This is a genomic window from Pseudoalteromonas sp. ABV4_021 (assembly GCF_056159365.1).
This window is the reverse complement of record NZ_JBSWVB010000002.1, coordinates 898,790-920,959: the sequence shown is the minus strand read 5'-3', so window position 1 is coordinate 920,959 and position 22,170 is coordinate 898,790. Positions and strand designations below refer to the sequence as shown.

The window sequence follows — 22,170 nt, the reverse complement described above, 5'->3', positions numbered from 1 at the left end:
CCCATTAAGTTGGACTCATTTCTAAGCGGCTACCAAGGCCTGATTTCGATACTCTATCGGACTCAGGCCTTTTAGTTTCAGCTTAATTCGTTTGTGATTGTAATATTCTATATATTCTTTAATGGCATTTTCCAGCTCGGTTGCGCTTTTGTACTCATAACCGTGATACATTTCCGTTTTCAATATACCGAAGAAGTTTTCTGCAACGGCATTGTCTAAGCAGTTTCCTTTACGGGACATACTTTGTGTTAAGCTGTTATCTGCAATGATTTTTCTGGTCAACTGATGTTGATATTGCCAACCTTGATCAGAATGAATGAGCGGTCGCTCATGCCATGCTAACAACTTAATAGCCTTATTTAATGTATCAGTAACTAGACTTAACCTCGGTGAGGTTCCAACCTCATAACTAACAACTTCTTGATTAAACAGGTCAATGATTGGTGACAGATAGACACGCTGGTTAGCTACCTTAAATTCTGTAATATCGGTTACCCATTTTTGATTTGGTTTCACCGCATTAAAATCTCTGTTAAGCGTATTGTCGATATGCTTACCTAGTGCGCCCCTATAAGACTTATAACGCTTCGGCCTCACAGTCGATTGCAGTGACAATTGCTGCATCAAGCGTTGAACGGTTTTATGGTTAATGAGCGTACCCGAGTTGCGTAATGTTGACGTTATTCGCCTGTAACCATACCGTCCTTTGTGAGCATGGAATATAGACTTTATTTGCTGCTTTATCGCATCATATTTGTCGTGACTATCGCCTTTGTTACGATGGTAATAGTAAACGCTTTTCGGTAGCTCACTGGCCTTGAGTAAATGCGATAGTTTAAATTTAGCCTTTAGCTCACTCACTACTTTTGCTTTTTCGTTGTTGGTTTTTCCTGAGCCAAGGCATTCCACTTTTTTAAGACAGCATTCTCCGCTCTGAGGTACTCAAGCTCTTCTCTTAGTTCTTTTTCAGTCATTTCTTTCGAGTTTTTAGCTTTGGCAGGCTTGCGCATGTTTGCTCTGAGTGGTTTCAAGTGAGTTAATTTTCCCGAATTATAAGCGCAAAACCATTCGGATAACATGCCGGGAGAAGACAAGTCAAAAAAGGCACTAGTGTAAGTTAAAGACCATCCTTCCCGTTTCATTCGTTGAATCATCGCTAGGCGAGCTTCTTTTATGTAAGGTTTTTGCTTATGCAAAAAAGCATCTTTGCCATGAAGACGAAACACTAAACACCAATACCGAATTTGCCGTGAACTAACATTGAATTGTTTTGAAAGCAGACGTGAACCTTTGGTATTGGCTTGAGCTGCTACTTCTAGTTTGAACTCTCTACTGTATGTAGACATAAAAAGACCCCCAGTAATTGGAATGTCCAACTATTGGGGGTCACTTCAAAAAGAGTAGGGCTTTTGCTTTTAAGGAAATAATAATTAGAACACTAGGTCCACACCAAAGGTCACTAAGTCGGCGTCGTTGTTGCTTAAATCATCTTCAAAGTGGGTAAATTCCACTTTAAATGCTGCTGATGGGTGGAAGTCATATCGTACGGTAAACGAATATGCATTCGATTTAGCAGCTTGTGATGCGAGCGCTAAGTTAGTGGCATCTTGTAAATACAGTGGTGGATTTGTACCAGGGGCAACAACAGGTATTTGTACACCGCCAGGGCCTGTTATGCTGCGTGGTACTTGGTTAAATTGATCGTTTGAATTTTCATCATCGTTGCCTTCATACGTTGCACTTAATGTGACTGAATCCATACGATAACCAAGCGACACATAATATTGTGTTTGTTTGGCTAAAATGCTGTTATCAATCTCAAATTGCGTGTATTCGGCGTCGAATAGAATATCGTTGTAATCAATGCCAATTCCAATTGCTGCAAAATAAGCGTCGTCTTCTTCGATGGCTAAGTTATTGTACTGCTGATTCAAGCCATAGGCTTGCAAGCCATTTAATAACCCTGAGAGTTCGCTACTACCGCTAACATCAATACTGGCTTCAGAAACAAAGTAAGCAACCCGTCCAGTTAGCCAACCATTTGATAAACTCCAGTTAATACCAATTGTGTCTTTAAGTTCAGCAGCGTCGGAATCGGTAATTGCGGTAATATCTGTATCAACCGCACCCACCATTAGCTGTAAGCTGCTATCAAGTTCACCTATGGTCGAGTTATGCAGGTAGCTTAACCCTTCGTAGGTCGAAAACGACAAGTTATAAACCGATTGCGGCGGTCTTACCCAGCGATAGGCGTAACCTACGTCAAGAAAATCGGAGTACCGATAAAATGGAATTCGCATTTTACCGGCACTTAGTTGTGAATTTTCAGATACTTCATAGGTTAAATATGCCCACTCAAACTCGGCATTAAAATCATCACTGCCTCGGGCTAACAGCTGTGCGGTTGCAGATAGCCCATCCATCACATCGGCGCTAACTTGTACCGCAAACAAACTGTCGTTTTGCCAGTCTAGTTCATCTGAGTAATTGTATAAGGCATCATCACTACCAAGGGTTTGCCCACCGTAGATAGAGGCAAAACCATTAACTCGGATATCTGCATAGCTTGATGTTGCAAATCCTGTTAATAGTAATGAAGCAATTAAATAACGTTTCTTCATATTAGCTTCACCTCAATTAGAAGGATTGAACAACCTTTACACTGCCATCGGCGCTGCCTTTTGTAACAAAACCAATTAAATTTGGATTTTTTGATACTAAGCTCACTACTTCGGCATCATTTGCCGCTTCTTCCGGTGGTGTGCCTTTGCCAGTAAATACTAACTTTGACCAATATGCTTTTAATTGGCTTGAAGATTTGTTTAGTACGTTTTGGTTAAACTCATCGGTAGCAGGGTTGCCATCGGCCTGAGTAATGGGTAGCGCTTTTGAACCATCGGCAAACGATTTTGCTTTGCCTGTAAAAATTTTCTTAATATCACCAGCCTCAATTGCATTTGCATTTGATGGGTGAACAATAACATCTACCGCAGCGCTTAATGAGCAAGATGTGAATAGAATAAGTGTTAAAATAATAAAATTTTTCATTGTATTACCCTCAATTAAAATACCATATCAACGCCGATAGTAATGGCTTTGCTATCACCTGCTACAGCCAATTCATACGAGTTGTCTTCGACCTCATCGTATTGGATTTTAAATGCAGCGTTTGAGTGGAAGTCCCAACGGATACCAAATGATGTGGTGTTATGATTTTCACCATCATCACCATCTTTTTGATCGAAGGTTGAATATGAGACAAAAGGTGTAAAAGAATCGATACGGTAGCCTAATGTCAGCATCGCGGTATCTAAATTACCATCAAGATCGAGGCGGTTGAGTTCACTTAATACAAAAAAGTTACCAAAATCAGCATTGACCGCCAAGCCATAAAAGTTGCCATCGCGCTCATCTTTACCATTCCATGTTGATGGCTCGCCACCGATATAGCGTTGGTTGGTATAGCTCATGGCTGTTGCGCGAATTTCTAACCAATCATTACTGGTTTGAATTACGCCGCCAATGATGTCTTTCCAAATCTCACGTGTTTGTTCTTTGAAAAAAAACTCTGAGAGTAGCTTATTTTCTTTGTCGTCTTCGCGACCAAAATAGATATTACCAGATAATGACCAATCACCGATTGATCCTGTGTAAAGGGCGTTTACACCGTTATAGTTAAAAATTTGCCAAGTGTAGTTATCTGCGGGCGCGCGCATCCAAACGTAAGCATAGCCAACGTCGTAAAAATCAGAATAGTAAAACAATGGAAGGCGTTTCTTCCCTGCCTGTATTGTCCAGTTGTCGTTGATCTCATACGACAAATATGCCCACTCAAACTCTGCGTTAAAATCATCTGCACCGCGCGCAACAATTTGTGCGGTTGCGCTTAACCCTTCACCGACATCGGCACTTACTTGCAAGCCAAAAAGGGATTCGGGTTTAAAGGTGATATCTTCGTTATATACGCTCACTATAGGATAGTCAGCGAGAAAGGTGGGTTCATTAATGCCGTAGTGAGGAACACCTGTGCCACTAAGTACTTTGCCTGCATTTATGCTAGTAAAACCAGAGATATTAACATCTGAAAAGCTTGGAAAAGCCGCAAAACACAATGCACAACCTAATAAAACTCTATTATTCATAATCGTTTCCTAAATTGCTTAATTTGCGTTATTAGCGAGATAAGTATAGTTAAATAAACGAGATTACTAGCAAAAAATAAAAAATAGACGACAATTTAATGGTAGTGCTTAAAAGGGCTTATTTAAAACAATAGCTTAATGTAGGGTAACAAGCAGAATGAATATCATTAGCAATTTAAGTATAAACAAGAAGATACACTTAATTACAGGGTTAACTGTGATACTGCTAATCGCTATTTTGGCGGTTAGTCGCAGTACCATGGTGGACAATGAAAAATCAATTAACGAAATTTCGAATGTCAGTTACGAAGTAGTGAAATTTGCAACTGCTAACAAATATTTAGTGCAAAAATTGGATGAACTTTATACTCAGTCGGTTACATTCGGCGATGAAGAATTGATTGGTAAAGCAACAGAAACCGGTGAGCAGATAAAACAGAACCTAGAACAGCTTTCGCGTTTATCGCCTGAAGATGCTAGTGGCAGAGATACTAAACTGCTGCAAGAGTACAGCAAAATAGCAAAAGACATAGCGTCGGGTATGATTAATGGCACAGCCGATTTTTCAAAAATCCAGCAACAAGCACAAGAAAAAACCGCAAAATATGAAGCATTAGTGAGCCATTTTGAAACATTTCAAGCTAAGTCAGATGAACGCTTTCAAGCGCTTATTAGTGATACTTTAGAGCGTTCAAGCGATGCTATTAGTGTAACCATTGGGATTATTTTTATCGCCATCATTATGTCTGCGTTACTGGCCATTTATATTGCGCAAGCCATTAGTCAATCAGCTAAAGAAGTTGCGTCTTCACTTGAACAACTTGCCAATGGTGGGGGCAGTTTAAGCAGTAAGTTAGAAGTGCGAGGTGAAGATGAAATTGGTCAAGTATCGCAAAACTTTAATGGCTTTATCTCGTTATTGAAAGACTCGGTAGAAAATGTAGTGTCAGTAGTTAGCCCGTTAATGGAAAACTCAACGCGTTTAGTACAAGGCATGGAAAATGCTGAAAACGCAACTAACCAACAATCACACGACGCAGAGATTGTACGCCAGTCAATGGAAGAGATGAAATTAAGCGTAGGTGATATTTCTAACTCGGCAGCGAGTGCCGCAGAAGCAGCAAGAAGTGCCGAAAAAGAAGTAGAAGTCAGCGCGCAGCAAATTGAATCTTCGGTAACAGAATCAAATGCACTTCGAGATGAAATCGAAGCGGCATCGGGCACCATTGATCAATTAGCCAATGACACTCAAAACGTAGGGCAAATCTTAAATGTGATAACCTCTATCGCTGAGCAAACGAATTTACTCGCGCTTAATGCGGCTATTGAGGCGGCGCGTGCAGGTGAACAAGGGCGTGGTTTTGCCGTGGTTGCTGATGAAGTACGTGAACTTGCATCGCGTACCGCAAAATCGACGAATGAAATTCGCGATTTATTAAATGTGTTAACTGTGGCTGCAAATGACTCTGTAACAGCGATGAATTCAGCAATGGAAAAAGCCAAATTGAATTCAGATAATGCAGCAAAAACAGGTGACTCAATTCGTAAAATCGCTGAACAAATATTGGCGATTAATGGCATGAACGCACAAATTGCCACTGCAACAGAAGAGCAAACGTCGGTTGCATCAATTGTGGTAGATAATGTGTCAAATATGCACTCGTCGTTTGAATCTACATTAAACTCACTTGAACAAGTGCGCAGCGTTGCAACAAACTTGCATGATTTATCAGACAAGCTACTGGATGCAACATCTCGTTTTAACCTTTAACTAAGCGCTTAAAAACATAAAACACCTACTACTTTATGTTGTAGGTGTTTTTGTTTAAGAAAACTCGCTTTTCAACATGCCAAATTTCAGATCGTTACACCACTTATCATTTATTTTGTAGTTGTCTCTGAGTATACCTTCAGGTTTAAACCCTAGCGCAGTTAACAATCGACCCGATGCGTCGTTGCCTTGTGTAACCGTAGCAGTTATTTTGTGATAACCACATTCTTCGAATGCAAATGCCATTACTCTTCGCGTTGACTCTTTCGCATACCCCAAACCTTGAAATTCAGGGGCAAGCATAAAGCCAAGCTCGGCTTGCTGATAAGGCTGCCACTGTGATAGAAAGCCCGTTACGCCAATTGGCGTCATGGTTTTTTTATCGAACATAGCGAGTGTAAGCCAATCATTAGATTGCTTTTGCCAAGAAATACAGCGTTCATCAAATCGTTGCTTTATTACATCAGGCGTAGGCATATCACTTATAAAGCGCATCACATCAGGCAGTTGGTGTAAATGTTTGAAAAATTGCCAATCGTCAGAAGAAAGAGATCTAAGAAAAAGTCTTTCGGTTTCAAGTTCCATTTTGTAGATAGGTTGCTTGTTATGTTTTTAGCATAATATGTCAAAATTATTAAACTAGCTCAACGTATTAGGGGGGGAAGTTTAAAGAAAAAGCGCTATCAATATATTTAATAACTTGATGAGGTGCATGTTTTTTTAAATTGTTTGAATACAAACTTCGCTTATCTCGGTCTAAACTCAACATGATGTAATTTAATTTTTAAGGTGCGCTATGCTTGAAAATGTATTTAATTATATGTTTTTAACAGTACTCATTTTTTTATCATTGCACGCGCATGGAACCAGCAATAAACAAGTCACATTAACTTATTGTTATGAAAATAAACCGGTTTTACCTCACTTTTATGGTGAAGGCCCATTAGTACCTGAGTCTAAGCCCGGTCCGGCAATTGATATTTTGAATCAAGTTGCGACTTATCATCCTGATTTAACCATTAAATTTGTTCGGTATCCTTGGAAACGTTGTTTAAACGACCTTGCTAGTGGCAAAGTAGATGCTGTGGTGGGGCGTTACGACCCAATTAGAGAGCAAATTGCCCGTTACCCGAAAACTAGCGATGGTGAACTAGATAACAGCTTAAGTTTCTCAAATTCTGACTCGTGTTTGTTGCACAAAGCGGGCAGCATAAATTGGGATGGCGAAACACTTATTTTTGACAAACCAATGAGTATGTCTGTTCCAAATGGTTACGGCGTTATTGGCGAAATGCGCAAAAAAGGCTTTGATATATACGAATCACCGTCAATAAATAAAGCTCATGAGCTGCTGTTCAAAGGTCGAGTGGCTGTTTCACTGAGTAATTGTCATATGGAAGATGTGCCAACTGGCTTTGAACAAAATACGATTCCAATTAACCAAAGCATTGGCTACTTGATGTTTAGTCATCAATTTTTTGAACGCCAGCCTCTATTGGCGAATAAACTTTGGCAAACGCTGTCTGAAATTGACGCTGAGGGGTTTTATCAGGACTACTTTAACCGAGCATTGTCCCATTAAGCATATAGTAAAATAAAAAAAGCGGGTTTCCCCGCTTAAACTTTCCCCAAAAAACTGTTTTAGTTAATTTTTGTCATACCCTAATACTTATTTACGAACCGGCTTTTAGAATACAGAGATTACGTAACCTTTTGATATGTTTAACTCTTAATATATGTCATATGCTTTTATAAAAGTGCTTCTGTTTGTTACAAATTATTTACAAGGCTAATTGTTAAACCTTTTCTCTTTTGCTCGCGACTAAGCTTTTAAACCAATGCATTTACTCAACAGGATTAAACACTATGAAACAGTTCGCCCTTGTTATGTTAAGTTCGGCTATTGTTACCGCTTGCGCGGTTGCAAATGCAACATCAGGTAACACATTGGAGAATGATGCACCAAACATCTATGTGTTTAAGGGTTGTAAGCGTCTAGATACTATCGCAATGACAGAATCACAACTGACCGCTTACCATGCAATGAAAGTGGATGAAGTGAAGCTAAAAGTGCTTGAAAAGCCGATGAAAAGTATGGAACGTGAACTTGCAAAACATGAGCATGCATTAGATAGCTTATCGGGTGATATGGCTATTGAAGATGGCGATACTGTGATTGTGAATAAACAATTAATTAAGCAACACGAACAAATCGCTGAAAAAATGGAAGCGATAGTTCGCTCTCATAGCAAAGATATTGAAGCCCTTGAACTGCACGCTCGCCAGTTTGAGCGCACTGCTCGTGATTTTGAGGCAGCAATTCAGCCATCAATTAGCAAATATGATGAAAGCAATATTCAAATCTCAATTGGTAACAAAGCACCTAATTGGCAATGCGAAGTTTAATCATCTACTGGCAAAACGTTGCGTAGAGAAAGCATCGATAATTTCCAATGTCTATAAATTTAACCAACCAATTTAAAGCCCCAAAAGGGGCTTTTTTTGGCTTATTCAAATAGCGCAAGTTAGGTTTAAATACTTACCAAGTATAATTAGCAGTGACCGAGTATTGTTCACCGCGACCTGGTGTACCTGGTATTTCTTCGAATTTTTCATTCCATAAATTATCAACGGCAAAAACCAAATTTACACCTGGTAATTGGCTTGGTGTGTAGGTAGCTGTTAAGTGGGTGAAAAGTGCGCTGTCATCGCCGTTACGCAGGGCATTTTTTTGCTGTTTGCGCCATTCATTATCAATGCGCAGTACCACACTTTCATGAAGGTGCCATACGGCGCCAAGCGTTACACGATGCGGTGGATAATTTAATGCATAAAAACTGGCGTCTACGGTGTCATCAAAGTAGTTTTCAGATTTATCTAAATAGGTGTAACTAGCTACAATATCGGCGTTACCAAAACTTTTAATCGCAAAAAGTTCAAAACCTAGCGTGTCAATATCAACGGCGTTGGCTGCACGCGCTGAACTTGCATCAAAACTATATGTCCAGTCAGTTAAATCGTTATCAAAGCGATAAAAAAGTGCAGAATTGACACGCCAATCAAGGGCATCAAGCGACATCCCAACTTCAATATTCTTACTTACTTCACGTTTTAAATCGTGATTGCTTCTAAATAGGCCACCCGTTTCGCTACCACCAATTGCGGTGTATCCTGCAACTTGTGTAGCTTCGGCGTACGATAAGTAGAATTTACGTGTTGAGTTATCTTGATTACGTGTTAGCCATGAAATATCACCAATCACAGACACATGAGAGTCATCACGATTCGTGTCGTCAAATGCAACGCCAAGTCGAGCGGTTAGGCTCTGGCTATTATCAAGTGAGGTGGTGTATTCAGGTACAACGCTCAGTTTGTAATAATCACGCGAAGTAAAATTGTTTTCAAGTGTGGTTGATTCAATTGAATCGCCCATGATTTGCGCCGAATACAATACGTTAAATGCGCTATTTACGCTGTGCGTGCCTGATAAAGCAAAAGCGTCTACTTCCGTTTCATGAAAAGCCTCAAACATTGATGGGTTTTCTCGTGAGAACACATAATGATCTTGATGTTTTCTGTGGTACGCGGTTACCTCAAAGTGGCTGCTACTTGCGTATTGATGCGTGTGATTTATCATAAACAGCTTGGTTTTTAACGTTTCTGTTTCGTTAACGTTAAATGGCGTATACATATTTGGCCAACCGAAGAATTTCTCTTGTTGACCAAAAAATACATCGGTTTGAGAGTTATCGCTGGCGAGTTGCACGCGTCCAGAGGCGCGGTCAAAGTCATGATCGCCAAACTTGATGGTACCATCACTTTGTGAGTGAGAGTATTCACCTTCCACGCCTAATGTCCACGAACGGTTAGAAGCAAGTTGTGTGCTGTATGCACTGTGCAATCTAAATAGTTTAAACCCATTATTACCAGCACCTGCTGATACGTTGCCACCGCTATTAATGGTATTCCATTGATAAGCAATTGAACCTACTGAACTATTTACACCGTAAAGTGTGTTATCTACGCCAGTAAATACCTGTGGTTTGGATAGCATTTCAGGCGCAATAGGAATTTCAGCAAAGTAATGGCCTGTTTGCGGGTCGTACAAGGTTGCACTGCCAATGCGAAATCCGGTGTTTTCAAAAATACCGCCGCGGATGGTAACATCAGCCTGCGCTTCAGCCATATTACGCGATTGCAAATCAACGCGCGGATCGTATTCTAAATTTGAAACAGGTGAGTCGAAGGTGCCTACAGGACGGTTATTTGCTGTGGCCGCGCTTTCAACTGTGATTTTTTCGATTTCGGTAGAAGAAGCAAGATCGCTTGATGCGAAAGAGTAAGCTGACAGCGTGCTTAAAAACAAAGCGTTTGCAACGCGAAACATGTGATTTCCTTTTAGACGTAAGTAACTAAATTCGGTGATGCATTACCAATTCATTAAATAACTAGTCATTTTAACAGGATAGCTTTTGCCAACTGGGGCTAAACTTTTCAGGGCTAAAACTCATCTAATATAAATTCTGTTTGTTAGCGCCTTTTTTAACCAGCGCGAAAACTAATCCTATTATTTAACCGAATTGATATAAAAGAGGAGGGGGCTTCCCATATAACAACATCGCTAATTTGGCGCGCATTGTATATGATCTCTCTTCCAAGGCATATACGAATCATTCTCAACTTTATATATTTATGAATAAACAAGCCACACAACGCAGCTACGCTGACGAAAACAAGTTAGAAAACACCATTTATTTTGCGGGAGGCTGTTTATGGGGCGTGCAAGAATATTTAAGGCATCTTCCCGGCGTAATAACCAGTGAAGCAGGCAGAGCAAACGGCTCAGCCAATAGCACACATGCGCCATACGATGGGTATGCAGAATGTGTGAAGGTACAGTTTGATCCAGAACGTGTCACGATTACGCAATTGATGGCGTATTTCTTTGAAATTATCGACCCTTACAGTATTAACAGGCAGGGGCAAGATATTGGGGAGAAGTATCGCACGGGTGTTTATAGCCAAAACCCAACACATTTGGACGCTGCTGCTGCGTTTATTAATGCTCGAAATGATAAAGAACAGATTAAAGTGGAAGTGCTGCCCCTTACCAATTACGTAAAAAGTGATGAAGAACATCAAGATAGGCTTACTCGCTGCCCTGATGACTACTGTCATATTCCGCAATCGCTTTTACATAAATACAAACAGTAAATTGTTGACCTTATAAATTGTTTGTCATGATGTGGGTATGCAGAAAGGTTCTTACTGAATATTTAAGATGTTTGGTGCCAAGTATTTAGCTCGGTTGATACAGTTTGCAATAAATTAGGGTCTGTTGATCTTTGCTGTTCTATTTTTGTTCTCTTTAAGCGTGCTTTTATCGCGGCGCTGGATGTGTGGCCTAGCAATCGAGTAACAATGAGAAAAGTGCGCTCAAAAGAACCGTTCGGCAACGCTTGATTGGGTTTTCTACTGTGTTATCGGCTGACTCACATAGAATAACTATGCCACGCAGCCTCTGCCTTGTATAAAACCCAATCAAACTGCTGCAAAAACGAACTTGAAAGGTCAACAGACCCTAGGCATCAACCTCATAGCTACTTTGTTTGGTGATTGTTAATTATCTTGTTGCTGGTTTGCATTATTAAACTTGTAGAATGTTATACGTTGCCAAACAAACCACTGTGCGAATAACGCGATAATTAATACAGGTACAAATGCTTGCAACATAGGTATATCGTTGGCGGCAGTGAAAAGACCATAAATAAACCCTAATCCAGCCGAAATTAGGCTGATATTCTTCCATTTCTTACTGATATCGATACGCTTTCTACAGTTTGGACAGTGGTAATTCCACGGATTAATATTTCTAAAACTTTGCAAAAAAGTGATTTCATTATTGCATTCTGGGCATGTAGGTTTCATTTCAATACTCCCTGTTTTTATTATGTTTACGAGTCTAATCAAATCTTTGCTAATAACGAAAGTTATGTGTTTAACGGTTTGGTTAAGTGATTAATGGCTAGTACTGAAAGTGCGTAGTAACAGCCCTGTGACATTACCCGTTTCAACATTTTGAAACAATTATTCTCACGTGACACTTGTGTCTATAAATTGTTCAGGTAACAATCACAAACGGATAATTTAAAAGGAATAATTATAATGAAAAAGCATTTTCAATTAGCCGCAGTCGCTTGCGCGCTTGGCCTTGCATTAGCTGGCTGTTCACAAACAACACATTCCGATAAGCCAATCGAAGTGGTGCAACAAGCCCAGACCGTTAAACAATATGATGCTGAAACTTTCTTTGATACTACCTCAATAAGGGGTAGTAGCTTTTCACCAAATGGTGACAAAATTCTGGTGAGCAGCGATGAAAGTGGCATTTATAGCCTTTATGCGGTTGATATTAAAACCGCTAAAAAAACACGCTTAACAGATTTCCAAGACAGTACCTACGCGGTGCGGTATTTTCCAAATGACGAACGTGTGATTTTTACCAAAGATTCAGGCGGTAATGAGCGTTTTCATGTTTATGTACGCGAATTGGACGGCAGCGTTAAAGACTTAACACCGGGCGATGAAACCCGTGCGCGCTTTGCCGGTTTTACTGAAGATGGTACTCATTTTTATATCACCAGTAACCAGCGCGATGCAAAGTTTATGGACTTGTACCGTGTTGATGCTAAAAGCTATGAAGTAAACCCTGTTTACCAAAATAAAATGGGGTTAGATGTGGGGGCAATTAGCCCTGACGGCCGTTTTATTGCGCTGTCTAAAAATAACTCAAACAAAGATAGCGATGTGTTTATTCTCGATACGATGAAAAAAACACTTAAACCAGAGTTAATTGCAGGAAAAGATGTTGAAGCCACATTTGGCCCAGAAACCTTCTCGCGAGACAGCAAAGCACTTTATTACTCAACTAACGCAAAAGGTGAGTTTGCGCAGATTTGGCGCTACGATTTAACCTCGGGTGAACATCGCCTTGCACTCAAAGATGAGTGGGATGTTAACTTTATTTATTTCTCTAAATCAGGGCGTTACCAAGTGAGTGGTGTAAATGCCGATGCCAGCACTAAAGTCACTGTGATGGATACAAAAACTGGGCAATCGATTGCGATGCCAAGTTTACCTGCGGGTAATTTACGTGGCGTAAATTTCTCGGCGGATGAAAAAACCATGGCGTTTTACTTAAATTCTGATACGTCACCGAATAATTTATTTGTTTGGCAGGTAGGGTCATCAAACGCTTCACAACTGACAAACAGCTTAAGCGCTGCAATTGATCAAAATGATCTGGTTGAAAGTACCATCGTGCGCTTTAAAAGCTTTGATGGGCTTGAAATTCCTGGCGTGTTATACAAACCAAAACAAGCAAATAGCAACAATAAAGTACCTGCGCTTGTGTGGGTGCATGGCGGACCAGGTGGACAAAGCCGCACCGGCTATAGTGCTATGCAGCAGCACTTGGTAAACCATGGCTATGCTATTTTTGCGGTGAATAACCGCGGTAGCTCGGGCTACGGCAAAACCTTTTTCCATTTAGATGATAAAAAACACGGCACCGATGACTTACAAGATATTGTGTACGGCAAAAAACATCTACAAAGCTTAGATTGGGTAGATGGCGATAAAATTGGCATTATGGGCGGCAGTTACGGCGGCTTTATGACCGCAGCGGCACTTGCATTTGAGCCGGAAGAATTTAAAGTGGGTATTAATATTTTTGGTGTAACCAACTGGGTCAGAACGCTTAATTCTATTCCACCATGGTGGGAGAGCTTTAAAAAAGCGCTTTACGATGAAATGGGCGACCCAGCAACAGATGGTGAGCGTCACCGCGCTATTTCGCCATTATTCCACGCTAAAAATATCACTAAACCATTAATGGTAATTCAAGGCGCAAATGATCCACGTGTACTGCAAGTGGAAAGTGATGAGCTGGTGGCAGCGGTAAAAGCCAATGGCGTTCCGGTAGAATATGTTTTATTTGATGATGAAGGCCATGGTTTTACTAAAAAAGAAAACCGCATTGAAGCATCAAATGCGTACCTTAAGTTTTTAAATACTTATTTAAATAACTAGGGCCTGTTGCTCTTTCAAGTTCGTTTTTTAAATTGCAAAAAGCCGGAGTAATCTCCGGCTTTTTTGTGAATGCGAATAATCATAGAGAAGCTACTTTAAGGGTTTTCACGTTAAATAGTCGTAAGCCAAGTTAAAAACTGTTTTTTCTCAAAAGCAGTTTCAAAACGAACATTCTTCCGCTTGGCATTATCGGTAAAAACAACGCTATTTTTATTTACGGAAATGGATGAGATTGGCGGCTGAGCACTAATGCTCGCGGCACTAAATTTATATATCATATTGAATCTTTTATATTTTTTACTGAGGGTTTACTTTAAGACAAAAACTGAAGGGGTCATTCGAGGATGTGTATTATACCAACTCTCTTAAGTAGCTGGTCATCCTAGCGGACTAAATATCATGCTAACTGCGTTAGAATTTGTCAATGTAGAACAACTACATAGGAAAAACTCCGCCTGGTTACCATTTCATTTATCAAGCGCTATCCCTGCTCATATACTTAACAGAATTGGTATTGCGGTGATAATAAGGCTAGTTGTTACTAGCCTTGGCAGTGCGTTTAATTATAACGCTACTACATTTGCTGCTTGAGGGCCTTTTTGACCTTCTTCAACATCAAACTTAACTTGCTGACCTTCGTCTAACGATTTGTAGCCGTCAGAAGCGATAGAACGGAAGTGAACAAACACATCTTTACCGCCGTCAGTTGGAGTGATAAATCCAAAACCTTTTTCTTGATTAAACCATTTAACTACGCCAGTTACTGAATTAGACATATTGAAACCTTTTTAATTAATAAATATTTGGTGCTAAAACACCGATAGAGCTATAGATAAATATGTAAAACAGTAACCAATAAAGCATTTGTAAGGTATCAGTTCGACTTAACACTAATAAAGAAGAAAGAGAAACAAGATTTGCAGTAATAGATAAAGCTTTAAATTTCTAAAGCTTGCGCAGTGTACGGTAGTAGTGTGAGTTTGTATACTGTTTAATTAATTTTATTTATAAAAGCGGGTTTAAGAAGAGAAATCACTTGGTGATTTCTCTTTGATAAGTAGACCTTATTTAAACTTTTTTACTGCTGAAAGTACGTCTTCCGGCTCGGCACGAAGAGTGTAATCTTCTTTTGCAAAGGCAAATTGAACGCCGCCATTTTGATCGATGACATAGGTTGCAGGTAGAGGTAATTCATAGCTGTTATCGCCATTCGCTTATGGAATATCAAGGCCAAGTTGGTGATACACCGTTACTAAACGCTCATCAAGGGTAAATACTAAACCACAGGCTTTTGCTAAGGTATTTTCCACATCCGAAAGTACAGTGTAGGCAAGCTCATTTTCGTTTTGTGTCGAAAGTGAATTATCCGGTAACTGTGGAGAAACAGCTACTAATTGCGCATTATGTGCGGCAAATTTAGCTGAAAGTGCATTTAGTGCACGAAGTTCTAAATTACAATATGGGCATCAACCACCGCGATAAAAGCTAAGCACCAGTGGGCCTTTTTCTAATAACGCGTTTGAGCTAACTAAAGTACCAACGCTATTTGGTAAGTTAAACGCTGGCAGCGTATCACCTACTTTTAGTGCATGTTGGCTTAGCTGCATCGCAATGAGTTGATCTGTGGTGATATCCATTAAATCTAAAATATCGCTACTAAGGTTAGCTTTCTTTTCGACTTCAAACGCGTCGATTTGGCTTTTTGATGTCATGTGTATTCCGTCATTTTGTGTGCATCACCCGCTTATTTGGCAAAGCATGGCATACCAAAATCAATAACCGATGTTACTAATCACCAATGGGTGTGTTTACCATGGCAACGGCAGATTAAATTTAAAGACAATGACCGTGTTATTAACCACAGTGTAACTACTCAACTGACTATTTCTAACTCAGATAATATGACGCAGGCGGCGGTTGCAGGGCTTGGTATAGCGATTAAATCGCGCTTGGCTATTCAGGATGAGCTAGCCGATGGAAGACTAGTTGAGATTTTACCAAATACGCTACTGGATGATGGCGCACCAGTCTGGTTTTTAAAACCACAAAACAGTTTAGTTACACGTAAAACCGAAGTGTTTTATGAATTTATGAAATCGTTGTTTGATGATGCGACAAAAGAGTAAAAACTAGTAAGTGAGCCTACAAAATCTATGTAGGCGATTAAAGCTTACCGCGAAAGTGAGGCTAACTTTAAAGCTAGCCTTGAAACTAAACGCAGATCAACTCGTTGTTTACTTAGTAAATGGGTAATGAAACTCAGGAGTTTAATCTTTTGATTAGTCTAAAGCGCTTTTATTATTGCTATCGTAAACCAACGCCGCGTAACGTTTTTCAATATCATTAATATGTACTTTGAATGCGTGTAACTCGTCGCCCGTTAATTGAATATTGCTTGGTTGCTTCATTTTTAATGGGTTAATTACCTTACCGTTTTTATGCACTTCATAATGCAGATGGCGTGCGCTAGAAAGCCCTGTATTGCCTAAAAAGCCAATTGTTTGCCCTTGGCTTACACGAGCACCATGCTTGATACCTTTAGCAAAGCCTTTTAAATGTGCATACAAGGTGCGATAGCCGTTGCCGTGATCAATTAGCACACGATTACCAAAGCTTCTGCTGTAGCTGGCTTTTAGTATTTTGCCTTTACCTGCTGCCATAATTGGTGTACCAATTGGTGCGCTAAAATCAATGCCTTTATGTTGCCTTGTGTAGCCTAAAACGGGGTGCTTTCGTTTACCAAAGTTTGATGACAATCGCGCGCCATTAAGTGGCGTTTTCATTAAAAAGCTCTGTGCTAGCTTGCCATCTTTAAAGTAAAAAGTGTCTTGGTAATGGTAGAGTTCGTAATGTTTACCTTGATTGATAAAGGAAATCGCAACCAGCTGTTGTGGGTTACTAAAGGTGCTAAATAAATGTGCATCTTGCGTAACTGTTTCGCTATTAAAATTTAAGGTAATTTGATCGCCTTGTCGGATCTCTCGTTGAAAATCAACAAAGTGAGACATCGCTAGAATCGCGCTGTTAATCACATTATTTGGTACTTCAGCATCGCTCGCAGCTTGATAAAGGCTGTGATTTATTGCAAAAGAACGGCTTATTTTCTCCGTTTGGGTTGTGATTACATTTTGCGTAATTTCCCAACTTTCTTCCACTAATTTTGCGTTAATAACTTGGGCGAAACTCGTTGCAAAGCGAATGGTTTTACTGTTTGGCGTTTCAATTACATCAAACTGAGTGTGCGACTGAATTTTCTTAAAATCATAGAGCGGTTTAATCGCATCGGCTAAAGCGTAAACCTCTGAAAATGAAAATCCCGCCGAACGTAATAAATGGGTCAGTGTATCACCTTTATTTAGGGTATAGGTTTGACGTGTTATATTGGCGTTATGCGGAGTTGTACTGTCTTTTTTGTGTGAACTTGCTTGCGTATGTGTGTTTTCTATGACGATGTTTTTGTTTTGCGTTTCATCGTTACATTGGCTTTGTTCATCACAGCCTACGAGTAATAATGCTACTAAAATAATACGTGAAAAATGCATGTTATTTCTCGTTTAAATAAATGAGTGGGTCAACTGTTTGACCATCTTTTGCTAGTTCAAAGTGCAAATGTGTGCCTGTTACTTTACCGCTATCGCCCATTTTTCCAATGAGTTCGCCACTTTTAACCCACTGACCTTGGGTGACTGAAATTTCGTCTAAATGCGCGTAGAGCGATTGCCAGCCATTGCTGTGCTGGATCACAATGGTGTTACCAAATGCAGCTGCCATAGTTTTGTTATCGGCTATAATCACTTTGCCGGTTTTTGCGGCTACAATGGATGTGCCTTTTGCATCAACTAAATCAATGCCACGATGTGGGCGGTTTTTGCGAAACGAAGTCACGTGGCCATAATGTGAGCTGATATCAATATTTGCGACCGGATATTGCCACTCATCTTGTCCTGCATAAACTTGCGAAATTGCACCTTTTGCCAGTACAACAATTAATAGCGCGCAGCTGAAAACATAAAGTGATTTTTTAATTTGGATTGGCGCGTGACTAAAAATAAACGTGAAACGTTGCTTGTAGTCAGCCACCTTGATGGTTTGCCCTGTAAAATGAGCTGCAAATGGGTTTAAAGCGCCTTGCTGCGATAATTTTATACTGAGCAACAAGGTATTAGCGTAATCTTGCGGCGTATAGCGATGGCGCGAGATTGTTTGCAAATCACAACGCTGTTCCATTGCATTTACATACAATTCGCTGAGCTGTTTTATAGCGGGATTAAACCAACAAACTTCTACCAAAACTAACCAGAGCCAAGTATGAAAATGATCTCGGTTAGCAATGTGCATCTGTTCGTGGGCGAGAATAATGCCTTGTTGCTGTTTGCTTAAATGCATAAAATACTGCGGTAACACCAGCGTAGGTTTATGAAAACCAATCACAAACGGTGATTGATTCATAGGCATCACCATACAAGGCACAGTGCTTAAGTGATACGGAGTACCCGTTGCAATTAATGCCTTAGCGTTACGATAACGTTTAGCTAGTCTCAGTAAGCGATATGCTGATGGGATAAAAAGCCCCCCAAAAAGCAACCAATTAATGTTAAAACCGTTTTGACTGGTGGTTTGCTTCGCCACTTCACCAACAAATTGCATTTGCTGTTGCGCACTAGAGTTAAGCCAAATAAAGTTGACTTCTGTCACCTTGAATACGTCGAAATTTGGTAAAAATACGGCACATGGAAGGATGAGTGCGCCCCAACAGAAGAGCGGTGAAAGGCGTTCTTTTTGCGCTATTTTTTTTAATAAAGCAGCTAGTGAAAAGCTAATTACTAGCCAACATAAAAATGAGATTAACCACATAACTTAGTTGTTTTTCTGTTGTTGTAATGTATTTAAATGAGCCTCCAATTCGGAGAGTTCATCTTGTTCAAATAATTGGCTGCCAGAGAACATGGCAACGGGTAAATTGCCGTCTATTTCAAGTACGCGTTCAGAGAAATCTTTTACAAATGCAGCTAGCGTAGGCACTTTATCAAGTAATGCTGAATAGATTTTTTTATTCCCTTGCGTTTCTACACTGACATAGTTTTTTTGCGCCATGCGCTCTAATGTTTTGCGGGTAGATGAATAACTCCAACCGTAGAGTGACTCCATCCGTTGGTGAATTTCTTTCCCCGTTAATGGCTGTTGCTGCCATAAAGACTTGAGAATTTCGAGTTCTGGGCCGGTAAGTTGCAAAACAGTTTCCTTTTTATATTTATTCGAATGTGAGAAGTCACAATTTGTGTGACAGATGTCGCAATTTAACAGTGTTTTTAGTGTGACACAAGTCGCACATTGAGTTTTATTTGTTTATTGCCACGTAAAATTGGCTTTGAGAAAGAAGGGAAGCTTATGTTAAAACTTCATGATCATTCAGTAGGTTAGATTTAAGCTGATATGGTTTAAAATGCTAACGTTTGGCTTTTTTGTTTGGTATATTTCACCGTGTATATTATTAAATAACTAAATATCATAGGGTTACACTTTGGTATGCGCCTTGCCTTAAAAGCGAATATATTCTAAAAACAATAATGGATTACAATTTTATGCACATATCTCTTTTTAAATCGCTTCACCTCACAAGCTTAGCCGCCGTCGTTTTTATTGCGTCAGGGTGTAGTGGCGTTGTCAGTCATCAATACATCAAAACCAACTCAAATGGTGCAATTACCGAAATTAAAAAGAATTATCAGCAATTTGGTGATGAATATCAGGTTATTGCAGAAATTAACGGACCAATCACCTTAAGCTCAGACGCGTTAACCATAGCAAGTATGAGTGAAAGCAGTTTTGTTAAGATTAAGCATTTCAAATCAGATGATTTTTTGATGATCAGCGAGAAAAATGGCGAAGTGACTTATGGTGATCAAAGAGGAAATACGCCAAGCAAAAACGAAATTGAACAGTTTATGATAAGCGTGTTTGATAATACCCCATTATTTGCCGTTGAGCGCACGCAGGCGTTAATTGAACAGCAGGGAATATCTGCTGCCCTTAACCAAATGGAACGGGCAAATAATGATGAGACCAAATCGGCGTATATTACAGCAATTAGCACCAATAACTTAGACTTACCGGCTCAAAAGCGAGTGTTGGCAGTACTTGCTCAAATAAAGAGTGACTACAGCCAAAGAGTGACGGCAGAGCGTTTTTTAGAGAAGCAAAAGCAGCTTCCAGAGCAAGCATGGCTTACGCTTTTACGTGGATTAAATGGCATGAGTTCAGATTATGAAACACGTGTTTTGCTTAGTAAATTAGCGCCACAATTACCTAATGCTAAAACGGTTCATCAAGCTTATTTTGATGTGTCAAAAACCATTGATAGTGATTATGAAAAGTTCAGATTGATAAGTGAAATATCGTCACAATCAACACACTTATCAATTGCTGACATGTTTACTGCAAGCGCTGATATTGGTTCAGATTATGAGGCTTACCGCGTCGTAAATGCATTAGCGAGCGAAGTTAAAACACCAGATGATTTTGCAGCGATGCTAACTTTTATGCAGCACATTGATTCAGATTATGAAATGAAAAGAGCCTTTCTTTCGCTTCCGTATCAAACAATGGACCGCGCAACTACTGCTCAGTCGATTGAATTAGCTAGCAAGTTTATTGACTCCGATTATGAATTAAGCAAAACGCTGATCCATATTTGTCAAAAATCACCTCATAAGGCGCAACTAATTGAAACGGTTAAATTAGCTCTGCAATCTATCGGTAGCGATTCTGATAGAGTGAAAGTGTACGATGTTTTGTAAATAACCTTGGCTCAGGCTCAATCGTTAAAAGGCGCGTATTCACGTAAGTATAAAGTGAATTTAATGCGCCTTTTCGTTTAGGTTCCATTTAGCTATCAACATTTGGTATTGGCCGTTGTGTTTAATGGCGTTGAGCGAGTTTGTTAGTTTTAACGCGAGCGTATTCTCTAATTTTTTGTTTGCCGTGATATGCAACTCACTTGGAAAGTCAGGTAAATGCAGTTTTTTCTCAATTTTTGTTGGATCTAGCCCGATATTGTTAAGCTCTTTATCGAGATGTAAGGTGTTAGTTAGCACTAAATCAGTACGACTTTTATAAAGCATTTTCATTAAGCTTTCAGGCTCTGGTGCAAGCACTAAATCGCGTTCAAGTGAAAATCCGGCGTTTTCTAAATAGCGTTGACTAAAATACCCTCGCACTGTGCTAACGCGTAATCCTCGTGCACTGTGTAAGTTAAACAACTCAAATTGATTGCTTTTCAAACCAACTAAGTAAGCGTGGGCGTGAAACACCGAACCTAAAAATAAGTGCTTTGTCTCACGACCGGGCGTTTTAAGTAAGGACATCATAACCACATTCTGCTTCGACTGTAGTTCACGAAATGCCCTAGCTTGCGGCATTATTTCAATTTTTCCAGCGCACGCGCAGTCATCAAGTACTGCGTTAACGACATCAACTAAAAAACCGTCTGGCTGGTTATTTTTATCTTTAAAATGAAGCGGGTATAAGTCTTCAGCGACAAAGCGCAGCTGTGTGGCAGAGCAAGTGACACTGGAAAAAAGAGTAGCGATAAGTATGACACATACAAGAACTGAGTTTTTCATAAAGAACACACGACAAATACAACCCATTGTACACATTGCCTAAATGTGTGCGCTTTTTCCAGCCATCTAGCCTGATATTAGCCCAGCCCTAATTGTAGCTCAACAAAAATAAACGCAAGTTGCTTAATCGTCAGGGCCTTTTAAGGTAAATACTAAGTGTTTGCGCATATCTTTTAGCACAACACCTTTTTTTACCAGCGCTGCACTTAAGCGTTTTTGCCAAGTGAGCAGATTAGGCTCAGCAGCGGCTAAGGCTTGCTCATTTTCGAATTGAAAGCAAAGTAATAGCGAACCTGGAAACAAGTGATATTCAACATCAAACCAGCATTGCACCATGCCCGGAATTTCAGCTAAGGCTTTTGCCTCTAGCGCATCGGCAATACTAAGCACCAAAGCTTGTTGTTTTAGTTGAACTTTTGAGAGTTTTTTCATTGTTTTTTGATGCTCACTACGAAAATATCAAATGGGGAAGCAGAGCGTTCAGCCTGCGAAACGTCAATTATACCAAGGATTTAACAGGCTACCAATGTTAGATTATCGGCTT

At 39.9% G+C, this 22,170-nt stretch carries 21 protein-coding genes and 1 pseudogene; 7 read left to right on the top strand and 15 right to left on the bottom strand.

The window, feature by feature from the left end; all coding sequences use genetic code 11:
• Nucleotides 1–21: 21 nt before the first annotated feature.
• The 5 genes from ACXAFE_RS18250 to ACXAFE_RS18230 form a co-directional block, all read right to left on the bottom strand.
• Entirely contained in the window at nt 22–861 is an 840-nt protein-coding gene (locus ACXAFE_RS18250) for an IS3 family transposase (RefSeq protein ID WP_475150642.1), read from the bottom strand.
• Entirely contained in the window at nt 861–1,346 is a 486-nt protein-coding gene (locus ACXAFE_RS18245; protein ID WP_475150640.1) for a transposase, read from the bottom strand. The genes ACXAFE_RS18250 and ACXAFE_RS18245 overlap by 1 nt, the downstream gene beginning before the upstream one ends.
• Nucleotides 1,347–1,430: 84 nt before the next feature.
• Nucleotides 1,431–2,621, bottom strand: a complete 1,191-nt coding sequence (locus tag ACXAFE_RS18240) for a hypothetical protein (protein WP_395389801.1) — start codon at nt 2,619–2,621, stop codon at nt 1,431–1,433.
• A gap of 16 nt (nt 2,622–2,637) precedes the next feature.
• On the bottom strand, nt 2,638–3,048 hold the full coding sequence (locus tag ACXAFE_RS18235; RefSeq protein ID WP_475155989.1) for a type 2 periplasmic-binding domain-containing protein: 411 nt from the start codon (nt 3,046–3,048) through the stop codon (nt 2,638–2,640).
• A gap of 14 nt (nt 3,049–3,062) precedes the next feature.
• Nucleotides 3,063–4,142, bottom strand: coding sequence for a porin (locus ACXAFE_RS18230; protein ID WP_475155987.1), 1,080 nt, complete (start codon nt 4,140–4,142; stop codon nt 3,063–3,065).
• A gap of 157 nt (nt 4,143–4,299) precedes the next feature.
• Between ACXAFE_RS18230 and ACXAFE_RS18225 the strand changes: the two genes are divergently transcribed.
• Nucleotides 4,300–5,913 (top strand): methyl-accepting chemotaxis protein, encoded by a 1,614-nt coding sequence (locus ACXAFE_RS18225; protein WP_475155985.1) that lies wholly within the window; start codon nt 4,300–4,302, stop codon nt 5,911–5,913.
• 54 nt (nt 5,914–5,967) lie between these two features.
• Here ACXAFE_RS18225 and ACXAFE_RS18220 read toward each other — a convergent pair whose 3' ends face one another.
• Nucleotides 5,968–6,498, bottom strand: coding sequence for a GNAT family N-acetyltransferase (locus ACXAFE_RS18220; RefSeq protein ID WP_475155983.1), 531 nt, complete (start codon nt 6,496–6,498; stop codon nt 5,968–5,970).
• Nucleotides 6,499–6,709: 211 nt separating this feature from the next.
• On the opposite strand from ACXAFE_RS18220, the gene ACXAFE_RS18215 reads away from it, so the two are divergent.
• Entirely contained in the window at nt 6,710–7,495 is a 786-nt protein-coding gene (locus tag ACXAFE_RS18215) for a hypothetical protein (protein ID WP_475155980.1), read from the top strand.
• A 284-nt stretch (nt 7,496–7,779) separates the two neighbouring features.
• The gene (locus ACXAFE_RS18210; RefSeq protein WP_475155975.1) at nt 7,780–8,319 is read left to right on the top strand and encodes a hypothetical protein; all 540 of its coding nucleotides are present in this window, start codon (nt 7,780–7,782) and stop codon (nt 8,317–8,319) included.
• Between the two features lie 133 nt (nt 8,320–8,452).
• On the opposite strand, the gene ACXAFE_RS18205 is transcribed toward ACXAFE_RS18210, so the two are convergent.
• On the bottom strand, nt 8,453–10,300 hold the full coding sequence (locus ACXAFE_RS18205; protein WP_475155972.1) for a TonB-dependent receptor plug domain-containing protein: 1,848 nt from the start codon (nt 10,298–10,300) through the stop codon (nt 8,453–8,455).
• Between the two features lie 305 nt (nt 10,301–10,605).
• Here ACXAFE_RS18205 and ACXAFE_RS18200 point away from each other — a divergent pair, with 305 nt between their 5' ends.
• A complete protein-coding gene (locus tag ACXAFE_RS18200) occupies nt 10,606–11,127 on the top strand; it encodes a peptide-methionine (S)-S-oxide reductase (RefSeq protein WP_475155970.1) in 522 nt (173 codons plus the stop codon).
• Between the two features lie 405 nt (nt 11,128–11,532).
• Here ACXAFE_RS18200 and ACXAFE_RS18195 read toward each other — a convergent pair whose 3' ends face one another.
• Nucleotides 11,533–11,841, bottom strand: coding sequence for a hypothetical protein (locus ACXAFE_RS18195; RefSeq protein WP_336436488.1), 309 nt, complete (start codon nt 11,839–11,841; stop codon nt 11,533–11,535).
• 237 nt (nt 11,842–12,078) lie between these two features.
• Here ACXAFE_RS18195 and ACXAFE_RS18190 point away from each other — a divergent pair, with 237 nt between their 5' ends.
• Nucleotides 12,079–14,004, top strand: a complete 1,926-nt coding sequence (locus tag ACXAFE_RS18190; RefSeq protein ID WP_475155966.1) for a S9 family peptidase — start codon at nt 12,079–12,081, stop codon at nt 14,002–14,004.
• Nucleotides 14,005–14,567: 563 nt separating this feature from the next.
• Here the strand turns inward: ACXAFE_RS18190 and cspE are convergent.
• Both cspE and ACXAFE_RS18180 read right to left on the bottom strand, forming a co-directional pair.
• Nucleotides 14,568–14,780 (bottom strand): transcription antiterminator/RNA stability regulator CspE, encoded by a 213-nt coding sequence (gene cspE / locus ACXAFE_RS18185; RefSeq protein WP_475155963.1) that lies wholly within the window; start codon nt 14,778–14,780, stop codon nt 14,568–14,570.
• A gap of 288 nt (nt 14,781–15,068) precedes the next feature.
• Nucleotides 15,069–15,716 (bottom strand): annotated as a pseudogene (locus ACXAFE_RS18180) (peroxiredoxin-like family protein).
• Here ACXAFE_RS18180 and ACXAFE_RS18175 point away from each other — a divergent pair.
• Nucleotides 15,717–16,130 (top strand): LysR substrate-binding domain-containing protein, encoded by a 414-nt coding sequence (locus ACXAFE_RS18175; RefSeq protein ID WP_475155958.1) that lies wholly within the window; start codon nt 15,717–15,719, stop codon nt 16,128–16,130.
• Nucleotides 16,131–16,283: 153 nt separating this feature from the next.
• On the opposite strand, the gene ACXAFE_RS18170 is transcribed toward ACXAFE_RS18175, so the two are convergent.
• Genes ACXAFE_RS18170 through ACXAFE_RS18160 form a run of 3 tightly spaced genes read right to left on the bottom strand, consistent with a single transcriptional unit; the run spans nt 16,284 to nt 19,236 of the window.
• A complete protein-coding gene (locus tag ACXAFE_RS18170; protein WP_475155955.1) occupies nt 16,284–17,546 on the bottom strand; it encodes a peptidoglycan DD-metalloendopeptidase family protein in 1,263 nt (420 codons plus the stop codon).
• A gap of 1 nt (nt 17,547) precedes the next feature.
• On the bottom strand, nt 17,548–18,858 hold the full coding sequence (locus ACXAFE_RS18165; RefSeq protein WP_475155952.1) for a peptidoglycan DD-metalloendopeptidase family protein: 1,311 nt from the start codon (nt 18,856–18,858) through the stop codon (nt 17,548–17,550).
• Nucleotides 18,859–18,861: 3 nt separating this feature from the next.
• The gene (locus ACXAFE_RS18160) at nt 18,862–19,236 is read right to left on the bottom strand and encodes a BlaI/MecI/CopY family transcriptional regulator (protein WP_010558299.1); all 375 of its coding nucleotides are present in this window, start codon (nt 19,234–19,236) and stop codon (nt 18,862–18,864) included.
• 350 nt (nt 19,237–19,586) lie between these two features.
• Here ACXAFE_RS18160 and ACXAFE_RS18155 point away from each other — a divergent pair, with 350 nt between their 5' ends.
• Nucleotides 19,587–20,801 carry a hypothetical protein gene (locus tag ACXAFE_RS18155; protein ID WP_475155948.1) on the top strand — a complete coding sequence of 405 codons (1,215 nt, stop codon included), beginning with the start codon at nt 19,587–19,589 and terminating at the stop codon, nt 20,799–20,801.
• A 60-nt stretch (nt 20,802–20,861) separates the two neighbouring features.
• On the opposite strand, the gene ACXAFE_RS18150 is transcribed toward ACXAFE_RS18155, so the two are convergent.
• Together ACXAFE_RS18150 and ACXAFE_RS18145 are read right to left on the bottom strand one after the other, a co-directional pair.
• Nucleotides 20,862–21,626, bottom strand: coding sequence for a substrate-binding periplasmic protein (locus ACXAFE_RS18150; protein WP_475155943.1), 765 nt, complete (start codon nt 21,624–21,626; stop codon nt 20,862–20,864).
• A 123-nt stretch (nt 21,627–21,749) separates the two neighbouring features.
• Nucleotides 21,750–22,058: a hypothetical protein gene (locus ACXAFE_RS18145; protein ID WP_100914700.1), complete on the bottom strand. Its 309-nt coding sequence runs from the start codon at nt 22,056–22,058 to the stop codon at nt 21,750–21,752.
• Between the last annotated feature and the right edge of the window lie 112 nt (nt 22,059–22,170).

Coding starts and splice junctions, on each gene's coding strand:
- ACXAFE_RS18170 (WP_475155955.1), bottom strand. CDS start 17,546: ATGCATTTTTCACGTATTATTTTAGTAGCATTATTACTCGTAGGCTGT.
- cspE (WP_475155963.1), bottom strand. CDS start 14,780: ATGTCTAATTCAGTAACTGGCGTAGTTAAATGGTTTAATCAAGAAAAA.
- ACXAFE_RS18235 (WP_475155989.1), bottom strand. CDS start 3,048: ATGAAAAATTTTATTATTTTAACACTTATTCTATTCACATCTTGCTCA.
- ACXAFE_RS18155 (WP_475155948.1), top strand. CDS start 19,587: ATGCACATATCTCTTTTTAAATCGCTTCACCTCACAAGCTTAGCCGCC.
- ACXAFE_RS18150 (WP_475155943.1), bottom strand. CDS start 21,626: ATGAAAAACTCAGTTCTTGTATGTGTCATACTTATCGCTACTCTTTTT.
- ACXAFE_RS18230 (WP_475155987.1), bottom strand. CDS start 4,142: ATGAATAATAGAGTTTTATTAGGTTGTGCATTGTGTTTTGCGGCTTTT.
- ACXAFE_RS18245 (WP_475150640.1), bottom strand. CDS start 1,346: ATGTCTACATACAGTAGAGAGTTCAAACTAGAAGTAGCAGCTCAAGCC.
- ACXAFE_RS18220 (WP_475155983.1), bottom strand. CDS start 6,498: ATGGAACTTGAAACCGAAAGACTTTTTCTTAGATCTCTTTCTTCTGAC.
- ACXAFE_RS18190 (WP_475155966.1), top strand. CDS start 12,079: ATGAAAAAGCATTTTCAATTAGCCGCAGTCGCTTGCGCGCTTGGCCTT.
- ACXAFE_RS18145 (WP_100914700.1), bottom strand. CDS start 22,058: ATGAAAAAACTCTCAAAAGTTCAACTAAAACAACAAGCTTTGGTGCTT.
- ACXAFE_RS18200 (WP_475155970.1), top strand. CDS start 10,606: ATGAATAAACAAGCCACACAACGCAGCTACGCTGACGAAAACAAGTTA.
- ACXAFE_RS18165 (WP_475155952.1), bottom strand. CDS start 18,858: ATGTGGTTAATCTCATTTTTATGTTGGCTAGTAATTAGCTTTTCACTA.
- ACXAFE_RS18240 (WP_395389801.1), bottom strand. CDS start 2,621: ATGAAGAAACGTTATTTAATTGCTTCATTACTATTAACAGGATTTGCA.
- ACXAFE_RS18205 (WP_475155972.1), bottom strand. CDS start 10,300: ATGTTTCGCGTTGCAAACGCTTTGTTTTTAAGCACGCTGTCAGCTTAC.
- ACXAFE_RS18195 (WP_336436488.1), bottom strand. CDS start 11,841: ATGAAACCTACATGCCCAGAATGCAATAATGAAATCACTTTTTTGCAA.
- ACXAFE_RS18215 (WP_475155980.1), top strand. CDS start 6,710: ATGCTTGAAAATGTATTTAATTATATGTTTTTAACAGTACTCATTTTT.
- ACXAFE_RS18210 (WP_475155975.1), top strand. CDS start 7,780: ATGAAACAGTTCGCCCTTGTTATGTTAAGTTCGGCTATTGTTACCGCT.
- ACXAFE_RS18225 (WP_475155985.1), top strand. CDS start 4,300: ATGAATATCATTAGCAATTTAAGTATAAACAAGAAGATACACTTAATT.